General features: G+C 64.0%; 7 protein-coding genes and 1 pseudogene. 4 read left to right on the forward strand and 4 right to left on the reverse strand.

Annotation, left to right across the window (positions count from 1 at the left end; genetic code table 11):
- The 4 genes and pseudogenes from NKI61_RS29950 to NKI61_RS29965 form a co-directional block, all read left to right on the forward strand.
- Positions 1-249: pseudogene (locus tag NKI61_RS29950) on the forward strand (TetR/AcrR family transcriptional regulator); the annotation flags it as partial.
- A 58-nt stretch (positions 250-307) separates the two neighbouring features.
- A complete protein-coding gene (locus NKI61_RS29955; protein ID WP_023692166.1) occupies positions 308-1,447 on the forward strand; it encodes an efflux RND transporter periplasmic adaptor subunit in 1,140 nt (379 codons plus the stop codon).
- 247 nt (positions 1,448-1,694) lie between these two features.
- Positions 1,695-4,832: an efflux RND transporter permease subunit gene (locus NKI61_RS29960; RefSeq protein ID WP_352842028.1), complete on the forward strand. Its 3,138-nt coding sequence runs from the start codon at positions 1,695-1,697 to the stop codon at positions 4,830-4,832.
- Positions 4,833-5,107: 275 nt separating this feature from the next.
- Entirely contained in the window at positions 5,108-6,463 is a 1,356-nt protein-coding gene (locus NKI61_RS29965) for an LLM class flavin-dependent oxidoreductase (protein WP_352842029.1), read from the forward strand.
- A 62-nt stretch (positions 6,464-6,525) separates the two neighbouring features.
- Here NKI61_RS29965 and NKI61_RS29970 read toward each other — a convergent pair whose 3' ends face one another.
- The 4 genes from NKI61_RS29970 to NKI61_RS29985 all read right to left on the reverse strand — a co-directional run bounded on the left by NKI61_RS29970 (position 6,526) and on the right by NKI61_RS29985 (position 14,864).
- Positions 6,526-8,235: a trimethylamine N-oxide permease gene (locus tag NKI61_RS29970; protein WP_023692164.1), complete on the reverse strand. Its 1,710-nt coding sequence runs from the start codon at positions 8,233-8,235 to the stop codon at positions 6,526-6,528.
- Positions 8,236-8,541: 306 nt separating this feature from the next.
- Positions 8,542-10,911 (reverse strand): trimethylamine N-oxide demethylase, encoded by a 2,370-nt coding sequence (locus NKI61_RS29975; protein ID WP_352842030.1) that lies wholly within the window; start codon positions 10,909-10,911, stop codon positions 8,542-8,544.
- Positions 10,912-11,260: 349 nt separating this feature from the next.
- Positions 11,261-11,893 (reverse strand): sarcosine oxidase subunit gamma, encoded by a 633-nt coding sequence (locus tag NKI61_RS29980; RefSeq protein WP_352625601.1) that lies wholly within the window; start codon positions 11,891-11,893, stop codon positions 11,261-11,263.
- Positions 11,871-14,864 (reverse strand): sarcosine oxidase subunit alpha, encoded by a 2,994-nt coding sequence (locus NKI61_RS29985; protein ID WP_352842031.1) that lies wholly within the window; start codon positions 14,862-14,864, stop codon positions 11,871-11,873. Before NKI61_RS29985 ends, NKI61_RS29980 begins: the two co-directional genes overlap by 23 nt.
- Positions 14,865-14,954 lie beyond the last annotated feature (90 nt).

Genomic DNA, 14,954 nt, shown 5'->3' on the forward strand with positions numbered 1-14,954 from the left:
GCGCTCGAGCGCGACTGGGGCGTCATCGACAAGCATATCGACAGCATTCACGACCTGTTTGCCGAGGTCATCCGCGAGGGCATCGAGGCCGGCGAGTTTGCCGACCAGGATCCGGTCATCGCATCGCGCTGCTTCGGCGCCGCCACCGTCATTCTGTGCCACCCCCAAATGGTGGCGCAATGCCTTGCCAAGACCAATCGGGCGATGCCCGACGATCTCATCGATTACGCGATCAAGGCTCTGAAGTAATAGCCGCCGCCCGCCGGGCGCCGGTGTCGACCGTTCATCTCCAGTCGGGAGCACGAAAGTGTCTTTGTCCAGTTCCATCATCCGCAAGCTGCCGGTCGCCGGCCTGATCGTCGCCACGCTCGGGCTCGCCGCCTGCAGCCAGGAGAAGACCGAGGTCCAGGACATCATCCGTCCGGTCAAGGTGGTCGAGATCGGCCAGGCCGAAAAGAGTCGCGAACTCACCTATTCCGGCTCGGTGCGAGCCCGTACCGAAATGAACCTCGGCTTTCGCATCTCGGGCAAGGTCACTGAGCGCCTGGTCGACATCGGCCAGCATGTGACGACAGGCGATGTGCTAGCCCGTATCGATCCCACGGACTATGAGTTGTCGGTCAAGAGCGCCAAGGCCAGCCTCGACGCCGCCGAGCGGCAGGTCGAGACGGTCGATCTGTCCCGCAAGCGCGCCGAACAGCTTTTTGCCAAGAACTTCACCTCCAAGTCGCAGCTCGAACAGGCGACGCTGAGCTACAACCAGGCGGTAGCGACGCGCGATGCCGCCCGCTCTACCCTTGCCCAGGCGCAGAACCAGGTCGTCTACACCGATCTCAAGGCGAGCGAGAACGGCATCGTCACGGCGGTCTCGGCCGATGTCGGCCAGGTGGTCGGCGCCGGAACGCCTGTGATGACCGTTGCCGTCGACGGCGAAAAGGAAGTGCTGATCGCGGTTCCCGAAATGGACATCGCCGCCTTCAAGCCGGGAAAGGACGTCAAGGCCAGCTTCTGGTCCGATGACGCGCTGGCGCTCTCCGGCAAAGTGCGTGAAGTCGCCGGCAGCGCCGACCAGCAGTCGCGCACCTTTGCCGTCCGCGTCTCGCTGCCCGACGACCCGCGCGTGCTGCTCGGCATGACCGCCAACATCGAGGCCTCGGTGGCCAAGAAGCAGGAGATGGTGTCGATCCCGCTCAGCGCGCTTGCGGAAAAGGATGGTCGCAAGATTGTCTGGACCGTAGACCGCGCCGGCGAGACGGTGCACGAGCGCCTGGTCAAGGTTGCGGAGTTCACCGCCGACGGCGTCAGCGTCGCCGACGGGCTCAAGCCGGGGGATGTCGTCGTTGCCGCCGGCACCCAGTTCATGACCGAGAATCTCAAGGTCAAGCTGACCGGCGATGCGGTCCAGGCCGCCTCTGCGGAAGGCGATGCCGCAAAGGCCCTGCGCTGACCGCAGGCATGAAGCCGGCTTGATCGTCGCTTCGGCGAAAGGGCTGGGCAAGCGAATTCAGGTTTCCGGGCGGCGAGCGCCCGATGGTCGAGACGCCAAGATCGAGTTCCCCCGCATCGATCCGCGCGTCCCACCGCGATGAGTGTCTCTCCGCTCGGAAAGCCTCGCCGCCCGGAAGCCAGCATCGGAATATCCTAGCTGCATGCAAAGCGTATGCGCGCACGATCAACGAATTGGACTGACGCCGATGACCGCCACCGACAGCACTGAAAAGCAGCCTTTCAATCTTTCGCGCTGGGCCATCGGCCATCCCTCGATCGCGCGCTTCCTGTTCGGTCTGATCATCATTGCCGGCGCGCTCGGCCTGATGCGCATGGGCCAGAAGGAAGACCCCGATTTCACCTTCCGCGTCATGGTCGTCCAGGCGATCTGGCCGGGCTCCTCGATCCAGGAGATGGAAGACCAGGTCGTCAACAAGATCGAGCGCAAGCTGCAAGAAACGCCGCACCTCGACTTCGTCCGTTCCTACACCCGCGCCGGCAGCGCCATCATCACCGTCCAGATCAAGGGCGACACCAATGCAGAGGAGGTGAAGGACGCCTTCTACCAGGTGCGCAAGAAGGTTGGCGACATCTCCGGCGACCTGCCGCAAGGCCTGCTCGGGCCCTATTTCAACGACGAGTTCGGCGACACCTTCATCACCCTGCACTCGATCGGCGGCGACGGCTACAGCTATCCGGAGCTGAAGAAATTCGCCACCCAGGCTCGCGACATGCTGCTGACGACGCCGGGCGTCGAGAAGGCCGTCATCATCGGCGACCAGCCGGAGAAGCTTTATATCGACGTCTCGTCCAAGGCCCTGGCCGAACGCGGCCTGACGCTGACCGACCTGCAGAACGCCATCAAGGGCCAGAACAATGTCGATCCGGCGGGCTCCGTCGACACCGGCCTGCGCTCGGTGCGCATCTCGGTCGAGGGCGATGTCACCAGGGCTGCCGACATCAGGGAATTGCGCCTGCGCGCCGGTGGTCAGGTGACACGTCTTGGCGACATCGCCACCGTGAGTTCCGGTCTCGAAGATCCCTATCAGCGCAAGTACCGCTTCAACGGCCACGAAAGCGTCCAGGTCGGCGTCGTCATGGCCAAGGGTTTTAACGTCAGGGACGTCGGCACGGATGTCGAGGCGACCTACAAGCGCTTTGAGGAAGCGCTGCCCTACGGCGTTGCGGTTGACCAGATCTCCAACCAGCCCGAGGTTGTCAAGGACGCCGTCAACGAGTTCATGGAGGCGCTCGGCGAGGCGCTGCTGATCGTGCTTGCTGTCTCGCTGCTGTCGATCGGCTGGCGTTCCGGCCTGGTCATCGCCATTGCCATTCCGCTGGTGCTGGCCGCCACCTTCGCCATCATGTACGAGCTCGGCATCGATCTGCAGCGCATTTCGCTCGGCGCCCTGATCATCGCGCTCGGGCTGTTGGTCGACGACGCCATGATCGTCGTCGAGATGATGGAGCGCAAGCTGGAGGAGGGGCTGGTCAAGATCGAGGCGGCGAGCTTCGCCTATTCCTCGACCGCCTTCCCGATGCTGAGCGGCACGCTGATCACTATCGCCGGCTTCATCCCGGTTGGCTTCGCCGCCTCGACCGCAGGCGAATATGTGCGCACGCTGTTCTATGTCGTCGGCATCGCGCTCGTCGTGTCGTGGTTCGTCGCCGTCTATTTCACGCCGTGGCTGGGCTACATGATCCTCAAGCAGCGCAAGCATGCCGGCAACCATCATGACGCCTTCGACACCGGCTTCTACCGGCGGCTGCGCGCCACGGTCGGCTGGGCGGTGCGCCACCGCATCATCGTTCTGGTGATGACGCTGGTCACCTTCGCCACCAGCCTGTGGGCGTTCCAGTTCATCCCACAAAACTTCTTCCCGCAATCCTCGCGGCCGGAAATCCTCGTCGATCTCTGGTTGCCTGAGGGAACCTCGATCAAGGAAGTCGAGACGCAGGCCAAGGCGCTGGAAGCCCGGATGATGGACGACAAGGACAAGCGCTTCATCGCCACCTATATCGGCGAAGGCGCGCCGCGCTTCTTCCTGCCGCTCGACCAGCAATTGCGCAATCCGAACTATGCGCAGCTTCTGGTGATGGCCAATGACGAGCCGGCACGTGAGCGGCTGATCCTCAAGCTGCGCTCAGTCCTGGCGCAGGATTTCCCTTCGATCCGCTCCAAGGTCGACCGTCTGTTCCTCGGCCCGCCGACCGGCTGGCCGGTGCAGATGCGCATCATGGGTCCGGACCGCCAGGAGGTGCGCCGCATAGCTGACCAGGTGAAGGCGAAATTCGCCGAAAATCCGCTCCTCGGCGCCGTCCATGACGACTGGCTGGAGCCGGTACCGGCGATGAAGCTGGTCATCGACCAGGACCGCGCCCGTGCGCTTGGCGTCACCTCGCAGCGCATCCGCCAGATGCTGCAGGCAGCGATGTCCGGCGCGCCGCTCGATGACTTCCGTGATGGCGAGGAGACGGTTTCCATCGTCGCCCGCGAACCGGACGCCAGCCGCAGCCTGCTGTCCTCGGTCGACTCGGTCTATATCCCGACCGATTTCGGCGGCTTCGTGCCGCTGTCGCAGGTGGCCAAGGTGGTGCCGGTGCTCGAGCAGGGCGTCGAATGGCGGCGCGACCGCCTGCCGACCATCTCGGTGCGCGCCACGCTGCCGGATGGCGTGCAGTCGAACGACGTCGTCACCAAGCTCTACAATGACATGCAGGGCATGCGCGCCGGCCTGGCGCCCGGCTACAAGATCGAGATCCAGGGCGGTGCGGAAGATTCCGCCGAAAGCCAGGCCTCGATTGCCGCCAAGGCGCCGATCATGCTGGCCGTCATCGTCGTGCTCCTGATGATCCAGCTGCAGCATTTCGGCAAGGCGATGCTCGTGCTGGCCACCGGTCCGCTCGGCATCATCGGTGCGGCGGCGGCTCTGTTGATCAGCGGCGCGCCGTTCGGCTTCGTCGCCATCCTTGGTGTCATCGCGCTGCTCGGAATCATCATGCGCAACTCGATCATCCTGGTCGACCAGATCGATCAGGACATCGCCAGGGGGATGGACCGATCGGAGGCCATCATCGGCTCGGCCGTGCGCCGTTTCCGGCCGATCGTGCTGACGGCGATGACGGCGGTGCTGGCGCTGATCCCGATCTCGCGTGCGGTGTTCTGGGGACCGCTCGCCTACGCCATGATGGGCGGCATCCTCGTCGCCACCGTACTCACCATCCTGGTGCTGCCGGCAGGCTATGCGCTGTTCTTCGGCCGCGAGCCGAAGCAAGGCAAGAAGCCAGCTGATGAGGCGGTGCAGGACAATGACAGGCCGCCACTGGCGCTGGCCGCCGAGTAGGCGCTGCTGGGGCACAGGATCTTCCTTGGAAAATGCTGGAACGCCGTACGCTTGACGTGCGGCGTTCTGGCTTTCTCCTTGCCGGTGGCACCGAGCACCCAGGCAAGTATCTCAACACCAGGCGGGTTCATCAAAATAGGTTGAACGGCCACCTGTATGAAAATGCTTCGCGGCGCCGGTTTTGCAAAACAGAATTCCTTTCCAGGACAACAAAGCCGTCCGATCCTGCTTACATATCGGAGCGGCAACGCTCGTTCGCATCAGGTGATCATCCCATGGTAGACAATAAGCAATTGCGGCTCGGCGCCTTCATGCGTCCGGTCAGTCTTCACACCGGGGCCTGGCGCTATCCCGGCTCATATCCCGATGCCAACTTCAACTTCGCCCATCTGAAGCGCTTTGCGCAGACGCTTGAGGCGGCGAAGTTCGACGCCTTCTTCATGGCCGACCATCTGGCCGTTCTCAACATGCCGATCGAGGCGCTACGGCGCAGCCACACGGTGACCTCGTTCGAGCCGTTCACGCTGCTGTCGGCGCTCGCCGCCGTCACTGATCATATCGGCCTTGTCGCCACCGCATCGACGACCTTCGACGCGCCCTATCACATTGCCCGTCGCTTCGCCTCGCTCGACCATATCAGCGGCGGCCGCGCCGGCTGGAACATCGTCACCACATCCAATCCCGACGCCGCGCTGAACTTCGGCCTCGACGAGCATGTCGAGCACGACGAGCGCTATCACAATGCGCGGGAATTCTACGATGTGGTGACCGGCCTCTGGGACAGCTTTGCCGACGACGCCTTCATCCACGACGCCGAGAGCGGGCTCTATTTCGATCCCGCGAAGCTGCATGTGCTCGACCATAAGGGTGAGCATCTCTCGGTGCGCGGCCCGCTCAACATTGCGCGGCCGGTGCAGGGCTGGCCGGTCATCGTCCAGGCCGGCGCATCTGAGGCCGGGCGGCAGCTGGCAGCCGAAACGGCGGAGGTGATCTTCGCCGCCCATTCCGATCTGGCGTCCGGGCAGCGCTTCTTTGCCGATGTCAAAAGCCGGGCCGAGAAGCTCGGCCGTTCGCGCGACGACATCAAGATCCTGCCCGGCGCCTTCGTCATCGTCGGCGACAGTGTCGAGGAAGCACAGGCCAAACGCGCCAAGCTCGACAGCCTGGTCTATTACGAGAGCGGCATTGCCTCGCTGTCGATCGCGCTCGGCCATGACGCGTCGGCCTTCGACCCCGACGCGCCCTTGCCCGAAATCCCCGAGACCAATGCCTCCAAGAGCGGCCGCGAGCGCGTCATCGAGCTGGCGCGCCGGGAGAATTTGACCGTCCGCCAGCTGGCGCAGCGGCTCGGCGGCTATTCCGGCCTTGCCTTCGTCGGCACGCCTAAAACCATCGCCGACGCGATGGAGGAATGGTTGCTTGCCGAGGGGTCAGACGGCTTCAACGTCATGTTCCCCTATCTGCCTGCCGGGCTCGACGACTTCGCCGAGAAGGTGGTGCCCGAGCTGCAGCGGCGAAAGCTCTTCCGGCGCGAGTATGAGGGCACCACCTTGCGCGAGAATCTCGGCCTGAAGCGTCCGCCGAACCGGTTCTTCAAAGGCTCCGAAGGGGCCATTCGCAAGGCCGGCTGACGTCCTGCCATAAAAAGAAACAGGCGCGCCGAAGCGCGCCCATTCTTTTCAAGCCATCACTTTCAGATGACGAAGTACCAGTTGGCGAGCAGCATCACCACCAGGCCGGCGACCAGCGTCAGGTAGGGCAGCATGCCTGCCTTTTTGACCGAGAGGTCTGCGCCCGTCATGCCGAGGTCGGCCAGCATGTGGTCGGGGAACTTGCCCTTGTCTTGGACGTAGTGCCGGTAGCAGAACACCGGGATGATCAAGGCGGCTGTGATCAGGCCGGCCCAGAGCGCCATCGGGTTCCACACCTTGGCGCCGGCGCCCATGAAGATGGCGTTTACATAGGCGAAGATGGCGCCGAGGCCGAGCAGCCAGCTCGGCGCCTTCCAAGGCCGGTTGATGTGGCCGTTGTCGATGCGGTGGATCCAGCCGGCATTGAGGTTGAGGAAGTTGAAGATGATGTAGCCGCAGTTCGACACGGCGAGGATGAAGAAGAAGCTCGTCGCGTCGGCCGAGGCGATGGCCAGCACGATCAGGTTGAAGACGAGATCGGTCCACATGGCGCGCGTCGGCGCGCCATGCTCGTTGACGTGGCTGAGATAGCGCGGCAGCCAGCCATCGACCGAGCCCTGGTAGAGCGTGCGCGACGAGCCGGCCATTGCCGTCATGATGCACAGCACCAGCGCCAGGATCATCAGCATCACCAAGAGGCTGTGGATCAATGCGCCACCCCCGACCATGCCGGCCAGTGCATCGGCGACACCCGAGCCGTCGACGATCGGCGTCGCCAGCATGCCGTTGAGGCCCAGCACGCCCTGGAAGGTGAAGGGCACCAGGATGAACAGAAGCATGCAGAGCAGGCCGGAATAGAAAATCGCCTTGAACGTGTCGGTGCCCGGGTTCTTGAACTCCGACGTATAACAGACGGCGGTCTCAAAGCCATAGGTCGACCATGCGGCGATGAACATGCCGCCCAGCACCAGCGTCCAGCCGGCAATGTTCCACGAGCCGGGCTCCGGCGCGTAAGCCGCCGCCAGCGGCACCAGCGGCGAAAAGTTCGCCCAGTTGATCTGGCCGGTGACGATCGGCACGACACCGACGATCAGCATCGGGATGATGACCAGGAGGCCGATATACTTCTGCACATTGGCGGTGCCGAGAATGCCGCGATGCTGGATCGAGAAGATGATCAGCATCAGCACCGCGCCGATGAAGAAAGTGGCATTGAGGGTGAAGGAGACAGGACCTAGCGTGTGGCTGAACAGCGTCCAGTTGCGGATCGCCGGCGTGGCCGCCGCGGTCACCGCGGCGATGGCGTCGGCAGGCACCGTTCCGGCATGCGCCGCGATATAGGCGACGACGTCCGGCGACGCCTCGGTGAACAGCGGCACCGGCGCCAGCGCGTTGAGAATATAGGCGGCGGCGATCGAGCAGCCCAGCGACAGCACCGGCGACCAGGCGAACCAGTTGCACCATACCGACAGCGGCGCGATGAACTTGGAATAACGCAGCCAGGCGGTGGCGCCGTAGATCGAGGCGCCGCCCGACTTGTTCGGGAACAGGCCGGCGATCTCGGCATAGGTGAAGGATTGCAGGAAGCCCATGATCATGGAAGCGATCCAGATCCCGAAGGCCAGCGTTCCCGTCGTTCCGGCAATGCCGCCGATCGAAAACAGGACAAGGGCAGGAACGCCGCTCGCCACCCAGAAGGCGCCGCGCCAGTCGATGTTGCGGAGCAGCTTGCCTTCAGCAGGCTGCTCCAGGGCAGTGGTAATCGTGCTCATCTGTCTGAATTCCCCATTTTGTGTTCCCGGCCGGTGATGCCTCGGCTTCGCGAAGCTTGTTCCCCGGTACATGACCGCACGACTCCAGTGTTTCCACTCAGTCGTATTTTTTTCTTAACAGTGAAGATTGATCCGGCGCGCTTTCACGTCAAGTGATTTGTGGCGTCGTGCACATCACGGTTGCGAAACGCTCGCTTTGTCCTTCTCCCCTTGTGGGGTGAGAAGCGGTCCGCGGTAGCGGACGGAAAGCCAATTGCTTTCGAGCTTCGAACGCCCTGAGCCTGCGAAGGGCCGGGGGTGCAACCCTCAGGATCGCGGCCTGGTCTTTTGCGGATCGTAGTGAGCGAAGGCCACCACCCGCGCCGGCAGCCGCTTGGCATGACCGTCGAGCTTGCCGATCTCCACCTCTGTGCCGATTGCCGCGTGGGTGACGTCAAGCCTCGCCAGAGCGATGTTTTTGTTCAGCACCGGCGAGCGCATGCCCGAGGTGACGACACCGATCTGGGCGCGGCCGATATGGACGCAATCCCCATGGCCGACCGCGACATTGCTGTCGATGTCGAGGCCGACGAGCTTGTGCTGCGGATGTTCCTTGCGCCTTATCAGAGCCTCGCGGCCGATGAAATCGTCGGTCTTGGCCTTCAACGGTACGGTGAAGCCAATGCCCGCCTCGAACGGGTCGGTCTGGTCGGAGAATTCGTAACCGGCGAAGATCAGCCCGGCTTCGATGCGCACCATGTCGAGTGCCTGCAGGCCCATCGGCTTCAGCCCGTGCGGCTGGCCGGCCTCCCAGATGGCATCGAATACTTTTTCGGCGTCGCGTGGGTGGCACCAGATTTCGTAGCCGAGCTCGCCGGTATAACCGGTGCGCGACACCACGACCGGAATGCCATTGCCGCCGCCGATGCGCGCGACAGCGAAGCGGAACCATTCGAGTTCGTCGATCGACGGTTGCAGCGGCGAGGTCCAGACCACCTCTCGCAAAATGTCACGGCTCTTCGGCCCTTGGACAGCGACATTGTGCATCTGGTCGGTGGACGAGCGCACCAGCACGTTGAGGCCAAGCTTCTTTGCCGTCTCGCGCAGCCATTCGCCGGACAGGTCATCGCCGCCGACCCAGCGGAAATTGTCCTTGCCGAGCCGCAGCAGCGTGCCGTCGTCGATCATGCCGCCATGCTCGTAGCACATGGCGGAATAGACGACCTGGCCGACGCCGAGCTTCTTGACGTCGCGGGTCAGCGTGTATTGCAGCAGCGCTTCGGAATCGGGACCGGTGACCTCGAACTTGCGCAGCGGCGACAGGTCCATGATCACCGCGTCCTGCCGGCAGGCCCAGTACTCGGCGATCGGCCCCTCTTTGGCGAAAGAATTGGCCAGCCAATAACCCCGGTATTCCACGAAGTTGCGGGTGTGCTTGGCGAAGCTTGAATGGAAGGCGGTCTCGCGGGTCATTTTCGGTTCCGAATCGGGCGTCATGCGTCTGGCGATCGCTCGCGAGAATTTGTGCTGGCCGGAATAGGTTCGCACATGGATGTCGGTCGGGTTCCAGCCATTGGCCGGTGTCGTGTCGTCGGGACAGGCGGAGGAGACGCAGACAATGTCGGTGAGCGCCCTGAGCAGCACATAGTCACCTGCCCGCGACCACGGCTCGTCCGACACCATCACGCCATGGGCGTCGATCTCCGTGTTGAAGAAGAAGTTGATCGCCATCCAGCCGGCGCGGGGCGTCACGCCCTTGTCGGCCAGCGCGCGATTGAAGTTCTCCGAGCAGTTGGTGTGGCCGGGATAGCCGATGTCATCGTAATATTTGGCGGCACACGCCAGCGCGAATGCGTCGTGTCGCCCGCATGTGTCCTGGATAACCTCGACCAGCGGCTCCATGTCCTGGTCGTAATATTTCGAATGCAGGCCCGGCATCGGGTAGCTCGACCCCATCAGCGTCCGCGTGGTCGTTACGTCGAGCGGATGGTCCAGCCCCTTGTCCAGCTTGCGCGCCGAGAAGCACTGGAAATCGGTGCACTGGCGGCCGTCAACATCGATGATCTGCAGGTAGTCGCCCGCCTTGACGAAATAGGATTCGGCTGTCGCCGAATGGACGCGCAGATCGAGCACCGGATCGGCAAGCGGATCGGCCAGCTGCGACTTTGTCTTCAGGCGCACGGTGGCGCGGCGCACCATGACGGTGAGCGGCGTTGCCGTATCATGGCCGTCGACGAGCATCGGCCCGCCGGGTGCGGCAATCAGCATCGCGCCGTCGCGCCTGACCGTGAATGCCTGCTCGGTGCCGGCAGGCGTTGCGCCGCCGAACACACGCACCGCCTTGGGCTCGTCGAGCTGCACCTGGCGGCGCTCAAGGCCACGACGGACGGAAGCCAGGCTGTCATCGCCCTCGGCCAGAAGCGCCTTGATCCCGGCGGCATTGCTGTTGGACTTTTCGCCGAGGATGGAAGGATCGGTGGCGCCGGTCCTGTCCCAGGCCAGCAACTCGCAAGCCTGCCCGCCCTCGACATTGCGCACGGTGAACGTATCGCCGGCCTCGACCTCGATCAGCACCGCGCCATTCCCCAGGATAGTATGGCGCTCCATGCCCGGCGGCAGTGCGATCTGGCCGGGCCTCAGGATGAGGCTCGGCCGCGGCGGCCCGGCTGTCACTGAAGGGTAGGGCGACTGGCTCATCTCAGCCTTGCGGTTACAGAAACAAGTTTGCCTGTGTGTAAAATTATTTTAGCAGCAAGAATAGCAGCGCGGTTGGGTTTGGCAAGGTGGAGGTGGCGTTCTCGACGCGGTCGCTGCAGGTTAGACCCTTCCAATCAAACCCAACTTCCGAACGCCAGCGCCGCCCCTCATCTGGCTGCCGCCATCTTCTCCCCGTAAACGGGCGAAGCTGTCGTCGCCGGTTTCGCCAATCGCCAGCGTTGCAGGACGAGCGCCGAGGCTGCGACCAGCTTCTTTCTCCCCATCACTATACGGGGAGAAATGCCCGGCAGGGCGATGAGGGGCGGCGCCAACATCTGAAACTATCGAGCTAAAGCTCCTCGGAATGCCCGATAGCCACACCATACTCCGCAGCCGAATCCAACATCGTGTGCCACAGACTTTCGGCAAACGTCGCAAACACCAGGAGGTTGAACACCGCCTGCCCATCCGCCTTGTCACCACCACGCCAGAGCGTGACGCTGGTGTGATCCATCGAGGTCGCGGCAACAGCGCCAACCGGAAACGCATGGGGATGCAAATCAATCGACGACAGTTTCGCCAGCATGGCGCGCGCCTTGAGGCCGCAGATGCTGATCAGCACGCGTGCATGCGATTGGTCGGATAGCGAAGCGGAAGATGCAAAGGTCTGAGCGAGCACCTCAGTCCTGCCACCCTTCGACAGGACAAAAAACTGATCCGGTCCCGACCAGATCAGCGTCGCATCCGCGGTGCCAACCGCCTTCGGCGTTTCCGGAGCCGCTACGCCGAAACGAGCGTTCGCGGCCTCGGCCAAATCACCCGCCTTGCCGCGCCGTGCCATCACCTGGACGAGGTCGAAATTGCGGATCTCGGTCAGCGACACACCGGCATCGCCTTGCACGCCGTAAGCGCCAGGAGCGAGCGCCCGATCGAGCGGGCTGCGAACATTCCAGGAAAAATCAGCCACGCTGGCGCCCTCCATCGGGATCGTAGAAGACGGGATTGCAGAGCTCGACATCATAGTCTTCGCCGCGCAGCGGATCATGCGCGTGGACGATCTCGCCGATGCGCTCGCGGCCACGCTCGACAAGGCCGAGCCCGATCCACTGGTCAAGCGTCGGCGAGAAGCAGACCGAGGTGACGTAGCCCTGGTCGTTGTCAGGCCCGGGCGTCTGGCCCTTCGGGATGATGTGCGCGCCGGAGCGCAGGCGGCGCGCCTTGTCGACCGGCTTGATGCCGACCACGACCTGCCGGTCCGGCGCCACCAGCGCCTCGCGGCCGGCCATGACGCGACCGATGAAATCCTTCTTGGTCGACATCATCTTGCCGAGGCCGAGATCGGCGGCGGTCGTCGTGCCGCTCAGTTCCGGTCCGGCGACATGGCCCTTTTCAACGCGCATGACGCCGAGGGCTTCTGTGCCATACGGCGTCACGCCGAACGGTTTTCCCGCCAGCATCAAATTGCGTGCCATCGCTTCACCGTAACGCGCCGGCACCGAAATCTCGAACGCCATCTCGCCGGAGAAGGAGATGCGGAACAGCCGCGCCTTGATGCCGCCGCGCAAAGCGACTTCGCGCACGCCCATGAATGGAAAACCTTCGTTCGAAAGGTCCTCGGCAGGGTCGACGATTTCCTTCAACAGGTCTCGCGTCCTTGGCCCGGCAATCGAGAATTGCGCCCACTGGTCGGAGACTGAGGTCAGTTGCACGTCGAATTCGGGGAATAGCACCTGCCGGCAGAATTCGAGATGCTGCATCACCAGCCCGGCCTTCGCCGTGGTCGTGGTGAGGAAATAATGGTCATCGGCGAGCCGGGACGTCGTGCCGTCATCATAGACGAGGCCATCCTCGCGCAGCATCAGCCCGTAGCGGGCTTTTCCCACGGCAAGGTTTGAGAAGGTGTTGATGTAGACGCGGTCGAGGAAGGCGCCGGCATCGGGGCCGTGTACATCGATCTTGCCCAGCGTCGAGACATCGCAGAAGCCGACGCCCAAGCGCACTGCCTTGACCTCGCGGGTCACGGATTCCAGCCAGTCCTTCTCGCCCGCGCGGGGGTACCACTGCGCCCGCTTCCACAGGCCGGTGTCGACAAAGATCGCGCCTTGTTCGGCCGCCCAGTGATGCGACGGCGTCAGCCGCGTCGCATGGAAATTTTCGTCGCGATGATGGCCGGCAAAGGCGCCGATGGCGACAGGCACGTAAGGCGGCCGATAGATGGTCGTGCCGGTCTCGGGAATGGATTTGCCCGACACCGCCGCCATGATGGCGAGGCCGGCGACATTGGACGTCTTGCCCTGGTCGGTCGCCATGCCGAGCGTGGTGTAGCGCTTCAGATGCTCGACCGATTCAAAACCCTCGCGCTGCGCCAGCTCGATGTCGGACGCGGTGACGTCATGCTGCTGGTCTACAAAGGCCTTGCCTTTGCCGGCGACGTGCCAGAGCGGGGTCAGTGAGAAGGCCTCGTCGCCGGCAACAGCTGCAGAGCCCGGATTGCCATTGCGTCCCGCGTCCCGCGCCGCTGCGGCGCCGGCCTCGAAACCTGCGCGCAGGCAGGCGCCTAGCCCGAAGTCGCCGTTAGCCGCACCTGCGGCGACCATACCGGGTGGCGCGCCGTCCGGCACGAAGGCGGCGATGTCGTCTCGCCATTTCGGCCGGCCGCGATGGTAAGAGGTGAGCCCGACCGCCGGATTCCAGCCGCCGGAAACGGCAAGCCCGTCGGCCTCGACCTCGGCGCGCGCGCCGCCGGTCAGCGACACCGCTATTTTTCTTACGCCGTCCTTGCCGCCGTCGACGCCGCTGACCGAACCATGCAGCACGGTGAAGCCGTTCCTGGAAGCGAGAGAACGATGGGCAGGCGAGACGTCAGGCCGCGCGTCGATCACCGCCGCGATCTGCAGCCCGGCGCCGAGTGCCGTCTCGACCGTGCGCCAGCCATCCTCATTGTTGGTGAACAGCGCGATCCGCTTTGCCGGCGTCGCCGCATAACGTGTGACGTAGGTGCGGATGGCGGACGCCATCATCACGCCGGGCGTGTCATTGCCGGCAAAGACGATGGGACGCTCAATCGCGCCGGCGGCGACGACGCAGCGCTTGGCCACGATGCGCCACAGGCGCTGGCGCACCTGATGCTCGGGCGGCACCGGCAGATGATCGTTGACCCGCTCGATCGCGCCATAGGTACCGCCGTCATAGACGCCGAACAGGGTCGTGCGGGTCATGATGCGGACATCCGGCATCGAGCTGAGCTCGGCCAGTGTGCGCGACAGCCACTCCGCGGCCGGCAGACCGTCGATCGTGCCGCCATCCGACAACAGACGGCCGCCGGGCGCAAAATCTTCTTCGCACAGGATGACGCGCGCACCGCTGCGGCCTGCAGCGAGTGCGGCGGCGAGACCGGCCGGCCCGGAGCCGGCGATCACCACATCGCAATGCGCCCAGGCCTTGTCGTAGTGATCCGGATCGGGGGTGACCGCCGCGCGACCCAGACCCGCGGCGCGTCGGATCGCCGGCTCGTAGACCATTTCCCAGAATTTTGCCGGCCACATGAAGGTTTTGTAGTAGAAGCCGGCGACGAAGATCGGTGCGAACAGCTGGTTCACCGACATCACATCGTGGCGCAGCGACGGCCAGCGGTTCTGGCTGACCGCTTCGAGGCCTTCATAGAGTTCGGCCGTCGTTGCCTTGGTGTTGGCCTCGCGCCGTGCGCCGGTGCGCAGTTCGACCAGCGCGTTGGGTTCTTCCGAGCCCGCAGTCAGAATGCCGCGCGGACGATGATATTTGAACGAGCGGCCGACCAGCTTGACGCCATTGGCGACCAGCGCCGACGCCAGCGTGTCGCCCTGGAAGCCGGAAAATGTCGTGCCGTCGAAGCGGAAGGTGAGGGGGGTGGAACGGTCGATGAGACCGCCGGATGAGAGACGATGAGAGGTCACGATGTCCAGCCTCTGATCCATATGGTGTCATGGCGAAGGATGGCGCCGCCCCTTACCCTCCCCCTTGTGGGGAGGGTCGCTGCGCAGCAGCGGGGTGGGGGTGCGGCACCG

This window comes from Mesorhizobium sp. M0514 (assembly GCF_040321145.1).
Classification (GTDB): domain Bacteria; phylum Pseudomonadota; class Alphaproteobacteria; order Rhizobiales; family Rhizobiaceae; genus Mesorhizobium.

Coding starts and splice junctions, on each gene's coding strand:
- NKI61_RS29965 (WP_352842029.1), top strand. CDS start 5,108: ATGGTAGACAATAAGCAATTGCGGCTCGGCGCCTTCATGCGTCCGGTC.
- NKI61_RS29980 (WP_352625601.1), bottom strand. CDS start 11,893: ATGGAGGGCGCCAGCGTGGCTGATTTTTCCTGGAATGTTCGCAGCCCG.
- NKI61_RS29975 (WP_352842030.1), bottom strand. CDS start 10,911: ATGAGCCAGTCGCCCTACCCTTCAGTGACAGCCGGGCCGCCGCGGCCG.
- NKI61_RS29985 (WP_352842031.1), bottom strand. CDS start 14,864: ATGGATCAGAGGCTGGACATCGTGACCTCTCATCGTCTCTCATCCGGC.
- NKI61_RS29960 (WP_352842028.1), top strand. CDS start 1,695: ATGACCGCCACCGACAGCACTGAAAAGCAGCCTTTCAATCTTTCGCGC.
- NKI61_RS29970 (WP_023692164.1), bottom strand. CDS start 8,235: ATGAGCACGATTACCACTGCCCTGGAGCAGCCTGCTGAAGGCAAGCTG.